Below are 19,434 nucleotides of genomic sequence, written 5' to 3'. Positions count from 1 at the left end.
CTTTTAGTCAGGGAGGTTAGCTTTTAAGAACTCCCGTATTACCTTTCAAGAAGTCTTTAATCCCCATCCAATATGCATTCAGCTTTATTTTTTTATTTTCTTCTAAGAATACAACTCGGAATAGATCTAACATAAACGCAGCCAAATCATATAGAACAAATGATGGATATTTCAAAAAGTATGTTTTATATACAAATAGACGATTGCGAGTAATATAATATTTTCGATAATAAGGATAATTTGTTGGCGAAAATTTAAAAATAACTTTAGCCTTAGTTCGATTACCCAGTGCATGATTAATTACAATTTTAGGGTCAACACAAACTCTGTAACCAAATTTAAGTAATCGTAGACAGAACTCATTATCTATATAATCAATAAAATATTCATCTTTAAAAGAACCTACTTTTTCAAAAATTGGCACATGATACAATGAGCCGGATGAGATAATACTCATTACATCTTGTACATCTTTTTTTGACGAGAGAGTTTCTCTTACAACCAAAGGTCCACGTTTAACAGGGAAACGACATTCACGATTAGCATTTACATCATTATAAACAGGCCCAATCACACCTATATTTTCTTCACTTTCATATGCACCTATAATTTTTGATACATAATCCAAGGGGATGACAGTATCCTGATCAAATGTTAAAAGATAGTCATATCCATTATTTTTTGCATATTCCACACCATAATTCAATGCAGTCCCAATCCCATTATTATGCTCTTCACTATAGAAATGGGCATTTATTATTTTTGAAACAAGAATTTTATTATTTCCAATAATACATTTGTCGACAGAATTATCATAAACAATGACATCATCAACCTGAGAGGCTATAAACGAAATACGGTTATAAATATCCCCATCTGGGTTATACAAAACGACAACCGCGGCTACTTTCATTTATCCCCCAAGAGAAACTCAAATTGTTTTTCCCACGTTAAATTTTTCATCGCAAAATCTCGCTCTCTTAATGAAAACCCACTATTAAGATTTTCTCTCCAAAAGATAACTTTAGATATATCTATAGGAGAATCATCTGCATTAAATTGTAATATAAACTCTTCTTGTCCGGAAAAGGAGTTATCATAATGACTTTTTATAAATGGCAATCCTCTTGCAGAATATTCTTTAGATTTTATGGAGTTATTAATATTGTTTCCACTTCGGTGTCTTCCTAAAGCATCAACACATACATCAGCACTCTGTAAAATAGACTCTAATATACGTCCTGATACTTTACCTTCAAATATAACGTTACTTTCAAGTTCTAAAGAAGCAACCAATTTTTTAAGTCTTGAATACTCAGGCTCAGAATTACCAGCGATTTTAAAAATAACATTTTTAGAACCCTTATAATTTTTTATGCCTGTAATAATTCTGTCATATCCATGCCAAAAAGCAAGATTAGCTACACCTACAAAAATAAAATCATTCGTTATATTATTTTTTTCTTCTAATAACCTAGCATCATTTATATCAATACCATTAGATATCTGTATTGATTTTATACCCCAAATATCATTATCTGCTTGCCCTAAAAAAACAATTTTATCTATTTTTTTTCTAAAAAAAGGCAATGCCATATCAAATATAACATCTGAAATCTTACCGGAAAGTGTGTTTATTTCATTTTTATAAGGATAGGTTGGGATTTCCATAATTACATCGGAACCAAACCTTTTTAGGAAACTTATTAGTCCTGAAAGATATATTACAAACGCACCACCATGGGGTTTTCGAATGTATGCTAAATGGTAGGCTTCTCTTTTATTTTCTTGTATATATTCCTTTATTATTTTATAAAATAAATATTTATTTCTAGAGCCAAGTGAAATTTCTTTTATTCCCTCACCATTATCAACAATAATGTTTTTTTTATCCATATAAAAAAAATCAACATTAAAATCTAGATTTCTTAAAGACTTTACCTGAGAGTTGATTTTTTTCCATACACCATCCGAAGGGTCCAGGTTATTATGAGTGACAAAAATAACTCTTCTTTTCATATGGTAATAACCTTATGCGTAATAAAAAATTTGCAAAAATATGAAAAAATTTCAGCGCGAGGTAGACTCGCGCATTATAAATAAAATATAGTTAATATAAATTACTTCTACATCGGTTATATCCAGAATACTTCACTTCATTGAAGTCACTTGGATTTATAACTGTAATCATAGTAATCGTAACCATAATTATAGTAGTTAGAGGCTTTTCTCATCACTGCGTTAAGAATTACACCTTTAACATCAACTCCATTTTGTTCAAATCTCTTAAAGCTTACATCAACTTCTTTAGGGCTATTAAGCTCAAAACGAGCAACCATTAATGAAGTACCTGCATGCTTACCTATAATAGCCGCGTCAGTAACCGCAAGTATTGGTGGCGTATCAACCAATACAAGATCATAATTTTCTGATGCCCATTTAATCATCTCAGCAAAATGCTTATGCATCAGCAGCTCTGATGGATTTGGCGGTATTTGCCCTCTGGCAATAAAATCTAATCCTTCGTATGCAGTATGCTGAACAGCGGTAGCTACTGATATTGCTCCGGAAAGAATATCGGATAGGCCATTCTTTTTCCCATTCAGGCCAAATAATTCATGTGAATAACCTTTACGCATATCACTGTCAATAAACAGGACTCGCTGCCCTGCCTGTGCAACCACAGCAGCCAGGTTCACACTAATAAATGTTTTACCAATACCAGGGCTAGCCCCTGATATCATCAGAACATTATTTTTTGCCTCCATCATGGCAAAATGCAAACTGGTTCTAAGGCTACGAATAGCTTCAATAGCAAGATCAGCTGGATTGCCAAATGCCAACAACGCAGTTGAATCACTATTCATTTTTTTACCGCTATTCTTGCTTCTGAACTCCAAATCTTTCTTACGTTGCCACTCAGAAAGGGGAACGCTGGCATAAACATTAATCCCCAACTCTTCCAACTGCTCAGGGCTTTCAATGCCACGATGCAAGAACGAACGCAGTAAAACATAGCCAACCGACAATATACCCCCCAAAATGATACTGAAGGCGAGCACTATTAGTTTTTTCGGCGCAACTGGTTTTGATTGTGTTAACGCCTGATCGATAATCCGTACATTCCCAATTGTACTTGCTTTTGAAATACTAAGCTCCTGCTCTTTGTTCAGCAACTGCATATACACCTCTTGCCCCGATTGCACATCACGGCTCAGGCGTAATATCTCTTGCTGAGTTTGTGGCATAGCACTCACACGCTTATTCAGTTTCTCCCTTTCATCTTCAAGCGTTTTGCGTTTTTCCAACAAAGCTCGATAAGATGGATGCTCTTTGGTATACAGCTTAGAGATCTCAGCCTCTTTAAACGTCAGTTCATTAAGCTGCGTATCAACAGAAACGATAGAGTCCAAAACAGACTTCGCTTCAAGCGAAAGATCAACCGAGTCTTTTTGCTGGCGATATTGGTTTAGTTTATCTTCCGATAAATCAAGTGCTGTACGTACTTTCGGCAGTTGTTCCTTCAGAAAATCCAAGCTCTTGGCGTCTTCTTCCGACTTACGCTCAACGTTTTGCTCAAGATAGTTTTTTGTAATTGAGTCGAGAATCTTCCGAATAAGCACTGGATCTTCGCCAGTAAGGGTAAGGCCTAATACCCCAGTATCCTTGCCTTTATCAGCCACATCGAATACTTCAAGCAGATTATTGATTGCACGCAACTCACTAATTTTAGAAATTTTAAACTCTGTACCTGGATTAGCCTTGATATCACTAACTAAAATAGAGACGCCGTCTTTTTGTAGTAATTGTCCAACATTACCTTTTGCCAGCGAATCGCCATCTTTAGTTATAGTAAAGTTATTATTCTCTTCAATAGTGAGAAATATTGATGGATCATCGACCCAAGACCCAGGCACATCAAACTTTGAGACAACAATCAGTCCTGGTTCCTGTTTGGTCAACCGCGCAAAACCTTTGCCAAAAACAGGGAAATATTGTTCTTCAATAACAGTACGCAGGCCTAAGTCTTCCACTGTTTTGCTCAATATCATTCTTGATTTGAGTAACTCAATTTCTGGCGCTGACTCTGGCTGACTGTTAGGTAATATTTGATTGATATTGTTTAGCAATGAATTACCTACATTCTGCTCAACTTGTACCATCGCATCCGCACTATAGATAGGTGTTGCAAATAAGCTATATAAAATCCCTAGTGAGAGACATATTGCTGTCACACCAATAATCAGCCAGCGGCTATCAATCAACTCCCCTAACAAGCGCCCTAAATCTATCTCATCGGACTTATCGCTTGCTGGACTGTTTACTCTAATTTTTTCTGACATTGGAAATCCTGACTGGCTATCGGCTTAAGGCTGCAGCCCATTTTTGGGCTGATTCATTAAGAAGGCGGTATACAAACTCAAAGGCTTCACGGCTTTGGTGATAAGGATCGGATATCTCCCTTTGCCCAAGCCAATGGCCGAACAGCATGGTTTTGCCCCTCACCTCCGGCGCTAAACGGCTGACCGCATCAATATGGCCTTTTTCCATTACTAGGATCAGATCATATTCCCGGCACATCGCCGCTGTCAGCTGTTTGCCTTGGTGTCCTTCCAAAGAAAGATTGTGCTGGTTAGCAACTTCCACTGCAGTGGCATCAGCAGGCTTCCCCACCATCGCTCCCAGACCCGCCGAACTCACTTTTTTATTAGGCAACATCTTTTTAAGCAGCCGTTCCCCTGTCGGGGAACGGCAAATATTGCCCACGCACACTACCAAAATAGAATTAAACAATTTAGCCCCCTAGCTACCTACTATGGCCAATTGCGAATGCGCAACGTGCCTTCGGTAAGATCGTTATAACCAGCAATCGTCGGTAACAGTTGGCTGATCACACGGTTCCAGCGTACTATTGGAGCTGTGGTGACATAAACAATATCGTAAGGTTGCAGTTGGAACTCGGTGCCCATCACCATAGCTGCAGCATCAGAGGCATTTAACTGATAGATACTCGCCAGCTTACTGCCTTGAGTTCCACGCAGTGGACGGATAACAAACACCCCAGTAGCATCAGACATTGCCTGAGATATTCCTTCAGCATTACCCAGTGCTTCGGTCAACGTCATACCGCTACGGTCCATCTTCAGCGTGGCCTGCTTAGTTACCTCACCCATCACGAACACTTTCAAATCATCATTACGCGGCACGTAAAGAATATCGCCAGGGTATAACAAGTGGTTTTGCATCAGGTCGCCGTTTTGCATCAGCGCCTGCAAGGAAATTCGATGCTCCTTGCCGTTGTGCGTTAGCACTACATTGCGCCAATCAGCATCGGTAGCAAGGCCGCCGGCAGCGTTGATCGCATCCATCACAGTGAGCGGCACGTTAGTGATCGCCTGCTTGCCGGAGGTGGTAACCGCCCCGGTGACATAGACCTTTTGCGAGCGGAAGGCTGCAATACTCACATCCACCTGCGGGCTTTCAATATACTGCGCCAGGCGGTTAGCGATGTCACCGCGCACTTCAGTTATAGTTCTGCCAGCAACCCGCACTTTGCCGATATAGGGATAGAAGATGGTGCCGTCAGAATTCACCCAGTTACCGGTGTCGCTGGCGCTGCGGTATTGGCCTGCCGGCGTGGTCAGCTCTGGGTGATCCCACACCGTTACCATCAGCACATCGCCAATACCAATCCGGTATTCATAATTCTGCAGTTCGCGATCCAGCGCGGCATTGTTCTGCGCCACCACCGGTTTGGCCCGCATTTGCTCAACCAGCCGTGGAGTCAGCGGGAAAACGTTAACCAGCTTGTCGATGTCAAAATCACTGTCCTGCTGTTTAATAACATCTTTTCCGCTGGTGGAGAGGTGGGTACCGGGAACGATCGTACAACCGCTAATCACACTGATCGATACCAGGAGCGGTATCAGTTTCCATTGTTTTTTTGCCATCGAGTTATCATCACTTTCAAAGTAAATATTTACGCTGTGCTAAGTCCCCGGCCAACCGTGGCACCTGTTGCGGTTCTCAGCAAAATGGGGTTGTGATACCAGCCCCCATGCATGTTAAAAGGGAACGTGCTCATTGAGCAACCATTGAACCCAGCTTTGCTACGATACAGAAAGAAACAGCCACTTGGTATTGGCTTGCAGCACTCCCTTTAAAGAACGGTGCTGTAATGTAAGGGGAAGTAATTTACTCTTCACCGAGCCCCTCACCCCGGCCCTCTCCCACGGGGAGAGGGAGCTGCGCTGTGCTCCCTACAAGGAACGCGGGCAATGTTGCGATGAGTCATTACTCCTCACCAGGCCCTCACCCCAACCCTCTCCCGCGGAGAGAGGGAGCTGCGCAGTGCTCCCAACAAGGAACGCGGGCGATGTTGCGACGAGTCATTTATTCCTTACCAGGCCCTCGCCCCAGCCCTCTCCCACGGGGAGAGGGAGTCGAACGGTACTCCCCTTCGGGAACGAGAGCGATACTGCGATAGTGAGGGGGAGTAATTGCCTCCTCATCGGCCCTCACTCCAGCGCTCTCCCACGGGGAGAGGGAGCCGTGTGGTGTGCTCTCTATTTCGGTTATATAGCGCTCTGGGGCCGTTCAGTGCTCAAGAGTATGAACTGCAGGCGCGGCTTTTACCAATATATCTGGCTGTTAATTCCACAACCAGGCTGTTAATTACAAACCCGCTTAAAACTGCAGTTGCTCTGCCCATTCGCGGAAGGCTTTCCCTTGTGCAGGGTGGCGCAGGCCATAGGCGACAAAGGCCTGCAGATAGCCCAGCTTTTCACCGCAGTTGTAGGATTCACCCACCAGTTCGGTCGCTTCTACCGGTTGTTGTTTCAGCAGTTCTGCAATCGCGTCGGTCAACTGAATGCGGCCCCAGGCGCCGGGCTTGGTTTTTTCCAGAATCGGCCAGATGTCAGCAGAAAGCACATAGCGGCCCACTGCGGAATAGTTGGATTGCAGCCGCACTTCCCGGCTTGGTTTTTCAATAATAGAGGTCATGCGCGCGCTTTCGCCGGGCTGCAACGTGGTCGTTTCACACTCCACCACCGAGTAATCATACAGCACATTCTCATCGTCGGCCGCTTGCACCAAAACCTGGCTATCGCCACTTTGTTCAAAGCGGGCAATCAGGTGGGCAAGGTTATCTTTTTTCAGATCTGCTTTCGCATCATCCAGCAGGATATCGGGCAACACCACCACAAACGGTTCATCCCCAACCAGCGGTTTAGCGCACAGCACAGCATGCCCCAGCCCTTTTGGCTGCCCCTGACGGATATGCATCAGCGTCACGCCCTTTGGCGTGATGGATTGTACTTCATCCAACAGTTGGCGTTTAACGCGCGCTTCGAGCATCGCTTCCAGCTCGAATGAGGTATCGAAATGGTTTTCTATCGCGTTCTTGGAAGAGTGCGTCACCAGAATGATATCTTTGATACCCGCGGCGACACACTCGTTAACGATATACTGAATCAACGGCTTATCGACGATCGGCAACATTTCTTTTGGAATAGCCTTGGTCGCCGGCAGCATACGCATACCTAGGCCAGCAACGGGAATGACAGCTTTTAACTTCGTCATGGTAATCCTCTTTCAATCTTGTGATCGTATCTGCAGCCGCTGCAGTTATTTATTGGCGAGAGCCTGTTTCAACCACTTGCTGAACCCTTCGCCCTCTGTGGCATGGCGCAGGCCATATTGCACAAATGCTTTCATATAGCCCAGTTTATCACCACAGTCATGGGATTTGCCGCTCATATGGAAAGCTTCAACCGTTTCTTGATCCATCAGCAAGGCAATGGCGTCGGTCAGTTGGATCTCATCGCCGGCGCCTGGAGGGGTTTTCTCCAGCAGTGGCCAAATGTCGGCAGAGAGCACATAGCGCCCCACCACGGCCAGATTGGAAGGTGCATCCTCAAGCGCAGGCTTTTCCACCACCGCCGTCATTGGTGCGCTTTCGCCAGCGGCCAATGCAACCCCACCACAATCCACAACACCGTATTTAGAAACGTCTTTCTCCGGCACCGGCTCCACCATAACCTGGCTGTAACCGGTTTCTTCAAAACGCTGGATCATTTTCGCCAGGTTTTCCTTGCGCAGATCGGCACTTGCATCATCCATCAGCACGTCTGGCAACAGTACAATAAAAGGCTCATCCCCGACCATCGGTTTCGCACACAACACGGCATGCCCCAGCCCTTTTGCCTGCCCCTGGCGCACCTGCATCACGGTCACGTCTGGTGGGCAGATGCTTTGCACTTCCGCCAGCAGTTGACGTTTCACACGTGCTTCCAGCACCGCTTCCAACTCGAACGAGGTGTCAAAGTGGTTTTCAATGGCGTTTTTGGAAGAGTGCGTCACCAGAATAATATCCTTAATTCCAGCAGCAACACATTCACTCACGATATATTGAATCAGTGGCTTATCTACCACGGGCAGCATTTCTTTCGGAATTGCCTTAGTTGCCGGCAACATACGCGTACCCAAGCCTGCCACAGGAATGACTGCTTTCAATCTCTTTTGCATATTTTATATCCATCAGCAAATAACAATTAAGTGTAACAGACACAGGCTAAGCCAACGCTTCCGGGGGAAATGAATTAGGAAAATTCTATATCAACGATCGGTAAAGTGATAAAAACTGTTCTTTATCAATCGCTTCCGGCACGCTACCGCCCTTGGCTTACAGCTACCAATGCACTGGAAATGATTCTGGATGGCTAACGGGCACATGTTCACCATGTATTCAGCCGAACAGTGTTAACCACTGGCATACAACGCAGGGTAATCACGAGAAGGGCAAAAAAGCCTATGTTCTATACAAAGTATTGATAGTTGTTTACATATTATATGGCTAGGATTCTTATACTATTAACCCACTGAGACAAGCCTTAGATCGGCTTCTCATGGGCTTTTAGGAATAAGACTACTCTTTGATAAGGGCTCGGAAAATTCTAACATAAGCAGAAATTCATAACACGATGATTTAAATAATAATTGTATTGCAGTTGCTTTAATAAACAGTTAAAGCGTTGGTTGTTTATGTTATTACACACAGAAACTTCCCGGTTTTAACCGCCTCACTGAGTTATTATTCTTATCCCTACCTTCCCTGCTGTTTTCATGTTGAATTTTCCTTTGCCAACGCCCATCATGCGCGTTACGGCATAAGCCGGCGAACTAAAAGGTGAAATTGGTCATATGGAATGGATCGCAGATCCAACAATTTGGGCCGGCCTGGCCACATTGGTCGTGCTGGAGATTGTGCTGGGGATAGACAACCTCATTTTTATTGCCATCCTGGCAGAAAAACTACCAAAAGAACAAAGAGATAAAGCTCGCGTTGTCGGCTTGCTGCTGGCGTTGCTGATGCGTATGGTGCTGTTGGCCTCAATATCCTGGCTGGCAACGTTAACCAAGCCGCTGTTCTTCCTCGCCGAGCATCCTTTCAGCGGGCGCGATCTGATCATGCTGGTCGGCGGTATCTTCCTGTTGTTTAAAGCCACAATGGAATTGAACGAACGGCTGGAAGGCAAAGATGAAGAGCAGCACGGCGCCCGCAAAGGGGCCCGCTTCTGGCCGGTAGTGGCGCAAATTGTGGTGCTGGATGCCGTTTTCTCGCTGGATTCGGTGATAACGGCAGTCGGGATGGTTGATCACCTGGCGGTGATGATGCTGGCGGTCACTATCGCCATTGGATTGATGCTGTTGGCCAGCAAGCCGCTCACCCGCTTTGTCAACGCCCACCCGACAATCGTCATCCTGTGCCTGAGCTTCCTGTTGATGATCGGCTTTAGCCTGGTGGCGGAAGGTTTTGGCTACCACATACCCAAAGGGTATCTGTATGCGGCTATCGGTTTCTCTGTGATCATCGAAGCACTGAACCAGCTTGCGCAGTTCAACCGCCGCCGCTTTCTTTCCCAGGTGCGCCCTTTGCGCGAACGCACGGCAGAAGCCGTGCTGCGTATGCTAAGTGGGAAACATGAAGAGGCCGAAGTCGATCGGGATGCAGCTGATTTGATCGCCGACAGCAACAGCGAAGGCAGCGAAATCTTTAACCAGCAGGAACGCAATATGATCGAGCGCGTGCTGGGGATGGCACAGCGCACCGTCAGCAGCATCATGACGTCCCGGCACGATGTGGAATACCTGGAACTGAACGATCCGCAGGAAAAGCTGAAGCAGTTGCTGGAAAAGAACCAGCACACGCGCATTGTGGTTATTGAAGACAGCGACAGCGATGAACCGCTTGGGGTGATCCACACGATTGATGTGTTAAAACAGCAGTTGCAGCAAGCGCCGTTGGATCTGCGGGCGCTGGTAAAACAGCCGTTAATCTTTCCTGAAGGGCTAACGCTGCTCAGCGCATTGGAGCAGTTCCGCCAGGCGCAAACGCACTTCGCCTTTGTGGTGGATGAGTTTGGCTCGGTTGAAGGCATTGTTACCCTGACCGACGTGATGGAAACCATTGCCGGTAACCTGCCCGAAGCCGGCGAGGAGATCGATGCACGCCATGATATTCAGCAGTGTGAAGACGGCAGTTGGATTGCCAACGGCTATATGCCGCTGGAGGATCTGGCGCATTTCCTGCCTCTGCAATTGGAAGAGAAGCGCGAGTATCATACGCTGGCCGGTTTGCTGATGGAGCACTGCCAGCGCATCCCGGAACAGGGTGAGCAGTTGGCGATTGATGGTTATCTGTATGAGCCGTTGGAGATCAGCAGCCACCGTATTCTGAAGGTAAAAATCACGCCGCTGGCAAAGCCCGATCAAGATGACGAGGGGTAACCCCTCACCCTAACCCTCTCCCCCAGGGAGAGGGAATAGCCCAGAGTTCTGCATTAGTACCCGCACCAACCCCACCAACGCAGGGATGAGGGCCTTCAGCACTCCCATGCCAAACCCTGCGCCCCTTCTCCCTCTGGGAAAAGGCCGGGATGAGGGCATTCAGTACTCCCATGCCAAACCCTGCGCCCCTTCTCCCCCTGGGAGAAAGCCGGAATGAGGGCCTTCAGCACTCCCATGCCAGACCCTGCGCCCCTTCTCCCTCAGGGAGAAGGCCGGGATGAGGGGATTCGGCATAGTAAAAGAAACGGGCCGCTTGGCGGCCCGTGAGGGAGGAGGTTACAGCTTGTCGAGCAACTTTTTCAGATCCTGCCCGCTTTGCGAATCCTTATTCTTTTCCGCCCATTTATTCAGGGCGTCCTTGGCGCGGTTCTGCAGAGACTGGCGCAACAGTTGATCCACCTTCAACTGATAATTAAGCCTGTCCCACGGCCCATAAACCCGCAGCGGGATCGCTGTTTTGCGCAGCAACGCAATCAGATCGTTATTCCCTTGCCAGCCATCCGTCACCTGCACATTCAGCGTCATATCACACTGCTTGCCAGGCATATCGAGCGTCCCGGCGCCTTTGATGTTCAGCGCAGATGAATCAGCCTGCAGTTCGCTAACCTTCACCGCTCCGGCGTTCAAATGCGCCCGGGCTGTCAGGCGCTGCACTTGCGTATAGCGTTGATATTTTTCCTGGCCGCTCACACGGCTATCGCTACGCGCCACCGCCTGCTGGATCAATTGCTGAATGTTAAGCCCATGCAACTGCACGTTTTGCATTGCTAACTGTGCATCGCCGTGCCAACTGTGTTTAAAGGCTTCCGCGCTCAGCTTATCGCCGCCAAACATGCCCTGCAGATTGAATTTACCGGTTATCACCTGCGGCATATCAAACGCTTTCAGCACCGGGCCCAGTTCAATCTGTTTGATGTCTGGCCGTAACGTAATAGCAGGTTTAGCACCGCGCACATCCAGTTCACCCGGCAGAGAAAACTCGCCGCCCGCCAGCTTGCCGCCAAGCGCGCCTAACGTTAACAGCCCACGCTGGTTCTCTGCCTGTAACGCCAACTGGGCGATCTCCAGCCCACGGTAGGTGAGCCGATCGGCCTTCAGCGCCAGCTGTGCGGTAAAATCGCGCAGCACGTCCAGGCTTTGCGCTTCATCCGGCTGGCTGGCAATCACCGGCGCCAATGGCGCCGGTTGCGGCGCCTCGCCGGAGTTGTCTTTCCAGCCTGAAAGGGTATCCAGGTTAAGATGTGGCGAAGACAGGTTCACCGCATAATGTGGCACGCTGCCAAATTGCAGTTTGGCATCGCCGGTAAGTTGGCTGTCATTGGCGCTAAGTACCACGTTATTCAGCGCCAGTTGCTGCGGCGCCCGCTGGTAAACGGCCTGCACGCTCCCCTCGCCTTTGATACCACCGTTAGTAATATCGGCCCCATCCAGTTGATAGGTAAACTGGCTGATATTGGCACTAATCTGCTGCGGGTATTGCTGCAGATCCAAATCAGCCGCCAGCGTAAAGGCCAGATCGCGCTGATCGCGGTTAACCCGGCTGGATAACGCCAACTGTGCCTGATGCTGGCCGTTTTGCTGCAGCGTCAGGTTGATATCGCGCACGTTGATTTGCTCGTTGTTCGCCCGTTGCCAAATCAGCAGGCTATCGACGATGCGCAAATTATCAATATCGAATTTCCACGCGGCCACCGCCGGTTCTTCAGCGTTGCTGGCTGGCGCGGCGGGCGCCCCCGGCACGGTTTGCTCTTCGCTATCGGGGGTCAGGCGAATAACGCCGTTTTTCAGCATCACCTGCTTAACGGAAAGCTGGTGTGAAAGCAGCGGCAGCAGTTCAACATCCAAGCGCATATTATCGGCGCTGACCACGGGCGCAGCGGCACCAGGCGCCGTCAGCGTCATGCGGCCGGCCAGAATGCTAAGCTGCGGCCAAACGTGCCAGCGCAAATCGCCATCCAGCGTTAGATGATAGCCACTCTTCTGTTCGACCTTTTTCACCATGTAAGCGCGAAAATCATTGGGATTGATCAGCAGCACCAGCGCAGCCATACCGGCCACCAGCACCACCAGCAAAATCGCCAAAGTCGTCAGTAATCGTTTCATGCCATCCCCTTGTCGGCCCCAGCAGCAATATCCTTCAGCCGTTAATCTTTATCGATACGGCTGGCTACGGCACCCTGTTGATCTTTATATTTTGCATCCTGGCGGCGATTATAAGGGCGGGCAGCCGGGCCGGAAAGCGGCTCGAAGCTCAACGCGCCGATCATCATTCCAGGGCGCAGTGCCAACGGCAACTTACCTGAATTATAGAACTCCAGAACGATACGGCCTTGCCAGCCTGGATCGATACGGTGTGCGGTGACATGCACCATCAGCCCAAGGCGCGCCAGTGAAGAGCGGCCGTCGAGCCAACCGACCAGATCGTCCGGCAGAGTAACCGATTCCAGCGTCACCGCCAGCGCAAGCTCACCGGGGTGCAGGAAGAAGGCCTCGCCCTCCGGCAGCACGATCTCGTCACTCATCACGCGATCCAGCGCGGCGCTGACTTCATCTTTCGGGCCGCTCAGATCGATAAATGCCGCGGTATGCCCGCGAAATACGCGGAACTGATTCCCTAAACGGACATCCACTGTGGCCCCGTTAATACGCTCCACCGGTGGACGGGGTGAAATAGCCAGCTTTCCGCAGTCCAACCAGCTTTCTATATCGCGGTCACACAGTCTCATCTCTTCTTCTCCATCAAAGCGCATAAACTAAAACAAAAAGTGCCACACAATAGGCGAAAGGTCTACGTTGGGGCCTAAATCATGGGAGACAGGCCGGGGATTCAGCGCCCGGCCAACAGCATCATTCAAAGAACTGGCTGATCTTGGCTTTCAGGATATCGATCGCAATCCGATTTTTACCACCGCGCGGCACGATAATATCGGCATACTGTTTGGAAGGCTCAATAAATTGCAGGAACATCGGGCGAACGGTTTTCTGATACTGCGCCATCACCGAATCCATCGAACGGCCACGTTCGTTGACATCACGCTTCATACGGCGCATCAGGCAGATATCCAGCGGTGTATCAACAAAGATAGAGAAATTCATTTCCTGGCGCAGGCGGATATCCGTCAGCAGCAGAATACCTTCCAGAATAATGACTTTCTTAGGTTCCAGATGGATGGTTTCTTGTTTGCGGGTATGTTCGGTGTAGCTATACAACGGCAGTTCAATTGCCTTGCCGGCTTTAAGCATTTGCAGATGCTGGAACAGCAAATTGTGATCCATGGCGCTGGGGTGGTCATAATTGGTTTTGACCCGCTCTTCCATGGTCAGATGGCTCTGGTCTTTGTAGTAACTGTCTTCGGGGATAACGCCAATGTGTTGATCGCCAACTTGATCGCGGAGTTCTCGATATAACGTACTGGCAATCAGACTTTTCCCTGAGGCAGATGCGCCAGCTATACCAATAATGACGCATTGATGCGGCTTGTCAGTCATAAAATTAAAGACCTGGTTTCGTAGTGTGAGGGGGGAACTAAATCGCGCCAATTATAGGGAGTTAGCAGGCCCGGCGCCAGTATTTAGAAGGCAGCGGCAACAATATGCACACAAACCGTTGCCGTAATAACCATTTCGTCTTTTTATGCGGCGGCATACGCAAAATAATTCGGGGCGCAGGGTTTGCCCCCAATGGCAGGCCTGGGGATGCCGTCACCACGCCTGCATAGTGGGGAATGACGGATTCAGATACTGTTTTCAGAACTTTTACACTACTGTTAATGCCGCAGCCAAGCTAGAATCACAGCATTTAGCCACGATTATTTATTTGAGTACCCGCGATCACGTGAACAGTCTATCCCGTTATTTATTGCCACAGAGTATGCACCTATGAACTGGCACTTTTTGACCTTCTTCGGCGACAGTATGCTGTTGCTGCCAAGCGCCGCCATTGTGTTCATTATTCTGATGCTTTCGCCGGCCAGCAGAAAGCCGACCTGGCAATGGATTCTGCTGTTCGGCGGCGTGGGGGCGGTGGTGTGCCTCTCCAAGCTGGCCTTCATGGGCTGGGGGATTGGCAGCCGTGAGTTCGATTTCACTGGTTTTAGCGGGCATTCGGCGCTGTCGGCCAGCATCTGGCCGGTGATGCTGTGGCTGCTGGCGGGGCGCTTTTCAACCAACGTGCGCCGTGTGGCCGTGGCCTGCGGCTATTTGCTGGCGCTGGCCGTGGGCTATTCACGCCTGGCGATCAATGTGCATTCCACCTCGGAAGTAGTGACCGGCCTGGCGCTGGGCTGCACCGTCAGCGCGGCATTCCTGCTGTTGCAGCGCAACACGCCGCCACCGCGGCTTTCTTACCGGAAAATCGCCGCAGCTCTGGTGCTGCCGCTGTTTTTGATCAACACCGGCACAGCGGCGCCGACTCAAGGGCTGCTGGAGCGCATCGCGGTAACCATCGCGCCGGTGAAAAAACCTTTTACCCGTGCGGATCTGCACGCCAAGCCACTAGCCGTGCCGGCCCCGGTGAAAGTAGCGCAAGACTAATCGCCCCTCACCCTAACCCTCTCCCCAAGGGAGAGGGAACAGTCCGTGCTCAATTGCCCGCCAGCACTACCCCGATGCCACATCGTACGCCCCCTCTCCCTCGGGGAGAGGGCCGGGGTGAGGGAACTGGCCGCACACAATTCCAGCCAGCACTGCCAATCCCCCACACCCATGCCGCATAATACGCCCCCTCTCCCCCAGGGAGAGGGCCGGGGTGAGGGAACAGGCCGCACACAATTCCAGCCGGCACTGCCCAATCCCCCACACCCATGCCTCATCGTACGCCCCTCTCCCTTGGGGAGAGGGGCGGGGTGAGGGAACTGGCCGCACACAATTACCAGCCGGCACTGCCCAATCCCCCACACCCATGCCTCATCGTACGCCCCCTCTCCCTTGGGGAGAGGGCCGGGGTGAGGGAACTGGCCGCACACAATTACCAGCCGGCACTGCCCAATCCCCCACACCCATGCCTCATCGTACGCCCCCTCTCCCTTGGGGAGAGGGCCGGGGTGAGGGCCCCATCACAGAGCGCGGAAAGAAATCTCGGTGGGGATCGCCTCGCCCTGCCAGTACAACTGCGCGGCCACATTGCCGGCCAGTTGGCGATACATCTGCGCAAACTCACTGTCTGGGCGGCTGATCACCGTCGGCTGCCCGCGATCCAAATCTTCCCGCAGTGAAATATGCAGCGGCATCTGGCCCAGCAGGCGGCTGTGGTATTTCTGCACCAGTTTCTCGGCACCGCCGGTGCCGAATACCGGCTCATGGTGGCCGCACTGGCTGCAGATATGCATACTCATGTTTTCCACCACCCCCAGCACGGGCACCTGCACTTTCTCAAACATCACGATGCCTTTGGCCGCGTCGAGCAGTGCGATATCCTGCGGCGTGGTCACGACCAGCGCCCCGGTAACCGGAATATTCTGCGACAGCGTCAGTTGAATATCCCCGGTGCCCGGCGGCATGTCCACCACCAGGTAATCCAGATCCGGCCACAGCGTATCCTGCAAGAGTTGCAGCAGTGCCTTGCTGGCCATCGGGCCGCGCCACACCATCGCGTTATCGTCGGTCACCAGGTAGCCAATCGAATTGGTCGCCAGGCCATGGGCCAAGATCGGCGCCATATGTTGGCCGTCCGGCGACGTTGGGCGTTCATTCTCGGTGCCCAGCATATTCGGGATCGACGGGCCGTAAATATCGGCATCCAGGATCCCCACCCTGGCCCCTTCTGCCGCCAGCGCCAGCGCCAGGTTCACCGCGGTGCTGGATTTGCCCACACCGCCTTTGCCGGAGCTGACGGCAATAATATTGCGCACGCCTTTAATGCCGGGCTGGTTATTCGCTCGCTTCAGGGTGGCGATATCGTGCTTCAGTTTCCAGTCCACCGCTTTTGCGCCGGTCACCCGCAGCAGCTCGGCGCTGGTTTGGTCTTGTAATGCCGCAAACCCGCTTTGCCAGGCAAACGGCATGAGCAATTCGATATACAGCACATCGTCCAGCAGCGCACAGTGGTGAATGGCCTTCAGCGTCGCCAGGTTATTTTTTAACGTCGGGTGCTCAAAAGCGGCCAGCACACTGGCCACCCGGGCACGCAGATCTTCAGGGTTGGTTTGCTCGGGGGATTTAGCGTTCATCCCGGCTCCTTGGTTTTAAACACATAGCTTCCTGCTTAGCATATCAGAACTGCAAGGGGGCTGGCGCACCCAGCCGGAAAGAAACCGCCCTAGCCGCGAGGGGCGCGATCGGTTAACATCAAAGCCCCTTTTATCATTACAGAAAAGCAAGTTATCACTATGGCTCAAGTCGCGAAAAAAATATTGGTGACGTGCGCACTACCGTACGCAAATGGTTCCATCCATCTCGGCCACATGCTCGAGCACATCCAGGCGGACATTTGGGTTCGTTACCAACGAATGCGCGGCCACGAGGTTTATTTCATCTGTGCGGATGACGCGCACGGTACGCCAATCATGCTCAAAGCACAGCAACTGGGCATCAAGCCCGAAGACATGATTGCGGAAATGAGCCGGGAGCACCAACAGGATTTCGCCGGTTTTGGCATCAGCTATGATAACTATCATTCGACCCATAGCGATGAAAACCGCGAACTGTCGAGCCTGATTTACGGCCGTCTGAAAGAAAACGGTTTTATCAAGAACCGTACCATTTCCCAGCTTTACGATCCGGAAAAGGGCATGTTCCTGCCCGATCGTTTCGTTAAAGGCACCTGCCCAAGATGCAAGGCGGCGGATCAATACGGCGATAACTGCGAAGTGTGCGGCGCCACCTATAGCCCGACCGAGCTGATCGATCCTAAATCTGCGGTTTCCGGCGCGACGCCAATCATGCGTGATTCCGAGCACTTCTTTTTCGATCTGCCCGCATTCAGTGAAATGCTGCAGGCCTGGACCCGTTCCGGCGCGCTGCAAGAGCAGGTGGCGAACAAAATGCAGGAGTGGTTTGAATCTGGCCTGCAGCAGTGGGATATCTCCCGCGATGCGCCGTATTTCGGCTTTGAAATCCCCGACGCGCCGGGCAAATACTTCTACGTGTGGCTGGATGCACCGATCGGCTATATGGGCTCGTTCAAAAACCTGTGCGATAAACGCGGCAATCTGGACTTCGATGAATTCTGGCGCAAAGACTCCACCGCCGATCTGTATCACTTCATCGGCAAGGATATCGTTTATTTCCACAGCCTGTTCTGGCCAGCGATGCTGGAAGGCAGCAACTTCCGCAAGCCGACCAACCTGTTTGTGCACGGCTATGTGACCGTGAACGGTGCCAAGATGTCGAAATCACGCGGCACCTTTATCAAGGCGAGCACCTATTTGCAGCATCTGGATGCCGACTGCCTGCGCTACTACTACGCGGCCAAGCTGTCTTCACGCATTGATGATATCGATCTGAACCTGGAAGATTTCGTCCAGCGTGTAAACACTGATATCGTGAATAAGGTGGTTAACCTGGCCTCCCGCAACGCCGGCTTTATCAACAAGCGTTTTGGCGGCAAGCTGGCGGATAAACTGGCCGATCCTGCGCTGTACCAAACCTTTGTCGATGCGGCGGAAAGCATTGCCGAAGCCTATGCCAGCCGTGAATCCGGCCGCGCTATCCGTGAGATCATGGCGCTGGCTGACGTTGCTAACCGCTACGTCGACGAGCAGGCACCGTGGGTGGTGGCGAAGCAGGAAGGCCGCGATGCCGAGCTGCAGGCTATCTGCTCAATGGGGATCAACCTGTTCCGCGTCCTGATGGCTTATCTGAAACCGGTGCTGCCTTCGCTGAGCGAACGCGCGGAAGCGTTCCTGAACAGCGAACTGCGCTGGGATAGCATCCAGCAGCCACTGCTGGGCCACCAGGTGAATGCGTTCAAAGCGCTGTTCAACCGTATCGATCTCGACAAAGTGAATGACATGGTTAACGCATCTAAAGAGGACATGAGCACCGCCAAGCCGGTGGCTGGCCCGCTGGCGGATGATCCTATCCAGGAGACCATTACCTTTGACGATTTCGCCAAGGTGGATATGCGTATTGCACTGATCAAAAGCGCCGATTTCGTGGAAGGCTCCAGCAAACTGCTGAAGCTACAGTTGGATTTAGGCGGTGAAACGCGCCAGATTTTCTCTGGTATTCGCTCTGCCTACCCGGATCCGAAATTGCTCGAAGGCCGCCTGACGATCATGGTCGCTAACCTGGCGCCGCGCAAAATGCGCTTCGGTGTGTCTGAAGGGATGGTGATGGCCGCAGGCCCCGGCGGGAAAGATATCTTCCTGCTGAGCCCAGACAGCGGCGCGCAACCTGGGATGCAGGTTAAGTAAGTCCCCCTCACCCTAACCCTCTCCCGCCGGGAGAGGGGATCGCCCGTGCTAACTTTTTTGCATCGCTCCCCGTCTACCCATGCCTATCCCGGCGCCCCCTCTCCCTTGGGGAGAGGACCGGGATGAGGGTTCATCCGCTCCAACCCACCTAAACCGGCTCCCATCTTCCCAGACCTATCCCTGCGCCCCCTCTCCCTTGGGGAGAGGGCCGGGGTGAGGGGTCGTCCGC

14 protein-coding genes are annotated in these 19,434 nt (G+C 50.6%); 3 read left to right on the top strand and 11 right to left on the bottom strand.

What is annotated here, in order from left to right:
- Positions 1-16 precede the first annotated feature (16 nt).
- From AC559G_RS12755 to galU (AC559G_RS12725), 7 genes are all read right to left on the bottom strand, one after another.
- Positions 17-913 carry a glycosyltransferase family 2 protein gene (locus AC559G_RS12755; protein WP_498912777.1) on the bottom strand — a complete coding sequence of 299 codons (897 nt, stop codon included), beginning with the start codon at positions 911-913 and terminating at the stop codon, positions 17-19.
- Positions 910-2,019: a glycosyltransferase gene (locus AC559G_RS12750; RefSeq protein ID WP_416261995.1), complete on the bottom strand. Its 1,110-nt coding sequence runs from the start codon at positions 2,017-2,019 to the stop codon at positions 910-912. Before AC559G_RS12750 ends, AC559G_RS12755 begins: the two co-directional genes overlap by 4 nt.
- Before the next feature lie 146 nt (positions 2,020-2,165).
- Positions 2,166-4,343 (bottom strand): P-loop NTPase family protein, encoded by a 2,178-nt coding sequence (wzc, locus tag AC559G_RS12745; protein WP_498912776.1) that lies wholly within the window; start codon positions 4,341-4,343, stop codon positions 2,166-2,168.
- 16 nt (positions 4,344-4,359) lie between these two features.
- The gene (locus AC559G_RS12740; RefSeq protein ID WP_121525985.1) at positions 4,360-4,794 is read right to left on the bottom strand and encodes an arsenate reductase/protein-tyrosine-phosphatase family protein; all 435 of its coding nucleotides are present in this window, start codon (positions 4,792-4,794) and stop codon (positions 4,360-4,362) included.
- A gap of 20 nt (positions 4,795-4,814) precedes the next feature.
- Entirely contained in the window at positions 4,815-5,951 is a 1,137-nt protein-coding gene (locus AC559G_RS12735) for a polysaccharide export protein (RefSeq protein ID WP_498912775.1), read from the bottom strand.
- Between the two features lie 736 nt (positions 5,952-6,687).
- The gene (gene galU, locus AC559G_RS12730; RefSeq protein ID WP_095845228.1) at positions 6,688-7,584 is read right to left on the bottom strand and encodes a UTP--glucose-1-phosphate uridylyltransferase GalU; all 897 of its coding nucleotides are present in this window, start codon (positions 7,582-7,584) and stop codon (positions 6,688-6,690) included.
- A 45-nt stretch (positions 7,585-7,629) separates the two neighbouring features.
- The gene (gene galU / locus AC559G_RS12725) at positions 7,630-8,529 is read right to left on the bottom strand and encodes a UTP--glucose-1-phosphate uridylyltransferase GalU (RefSeq protein ID WP_121525988.1); all 900 of its coding nucleotides are present in this window, start codon (positions 8,527-8,529) and stop codon (positions 7,630-7,632) included.
- A 675-nt stretch (positions 8,530-9,204) separates the two neighbouring features.
- Between galU (AC559G_RS12725) and AC559G_RS12720 the strand changes: the two genes are divergently transcribed.
- A complete protein-coding gene (locus AC559G_RS12720; protein ID WP_498912774.1) occupies positions 9,205-10,791 on the top strand; it encodes a TerC family protein in 1,587 nt (528 codons plus the stop codon).
- Between the two features lie 336 nt (positions 10,792-11,127).
- On the opposite strand, the gene asmA is transcribed toward AC559G_RS12720, so the two are convergent.
- From asmA to udk, 3 genes are all read right to left on the bottom strand, one after another.
- The gene (gene asmA / locus AC559G_RS12715) at positions 11,128-12,954 is read right to left on the bottom strand and encodes an outer membrane assembly protein AsmA (protein WP_498912773.1); all 1,827 of its coding nucleotides are present in this window, start codon (positions 12,952-12,954) and stop codon (positions 11,128-11,130) included.
- 41 nt (positions 12,955-12,995) lie between these two features.
- Positions 12,996-13,577 carry a dCTP deaminase gene (gene dcd / locus AC559G_RS12710; protein ID WP_279029356.1) on the bottom strand — a complete coding sequence of 194 codons (582 nt, stop codon included), beginning with the start codon at positions 13,575-13,577 and terminating at the stop codon, positions 12,996-12,998.
- Positions 13,578-13,698: 121 nt separating this feature from the next.
- Entirely contained in the window at positions 13,699-14,340 is a 642-nt protein-coding gene (gene udk, locus AC559G_RS12705) for a uridine kinase (RefSeq protein ID WP_095845234.1), read from the bottom strand.
- Positions 14,341-14,730: 390 nt separating this feature from the next.
- Here udk and AC559G_RS12700 point away from each other — a divergent pair, with 390 nt between their 5' ends.
- Positions 14,731-15,384 carry a phosphatase PAP2 family protein gene (locus AC559G_RS12700; protein WP_498912772.1) on the top strand — a complete coding sequence of 218 codons (654 nt, stop codon included), beginning with the start codon at positions 14,731-14,733 and terminating at the stop codon, positions 15,382-15,384.
- Between the two features lie 521 nt (positions 15,385-15,905).
- Here AC559G_RS12700 and apbC read toward each other — a convergent pair.
- The gene (gene apbC / locus AC559G_RS12695; RefSeq protein WP_498912771.1) at positions 15,906-17,018 is read right to left on the bottom strand and encodes an iron-sulfur cluster carrier protein ApbC; all 1,113 of its coding nucleotides are present in this window, start codon (positions 17,016-17,018) and stop codon (positions 15,906-15,908) included.
- A gap of 159 nt (positions 17,019-17,177) precedes the next feature.
- On the opposite strand from apbC, the gene metG reads away from it, so the two are divergent.
- Positions 17,178-19,205: a methionine--tRNA ligase gene (gene metG / locus AC559G_RS12690; RefSeq protein ID WP_498912770.1), complete on the top strand. Its 2,028-nt coding sequence runs from the start codon at positions 17,178-17,180 to the stop codon at positions 19,203-19,205.
- Positions 19,206-19,434 lie beyond the last annotated feature (229 nt).

Source organism: Gibbsiella greigii (assembly GCF_039540155.1).
GTDB lineage: Bacteria > Pseudomonadota > Gammaproteobacteria > Enterobacterales > Enterobacteriaceae > Gibbsiella > Gibbsiella quercinecans.
The sequence above is the reverse complement of the archived record's forward strand: the minus strand, read 5'-3'. Positions and strand labels throughout refer to the sequence as shown.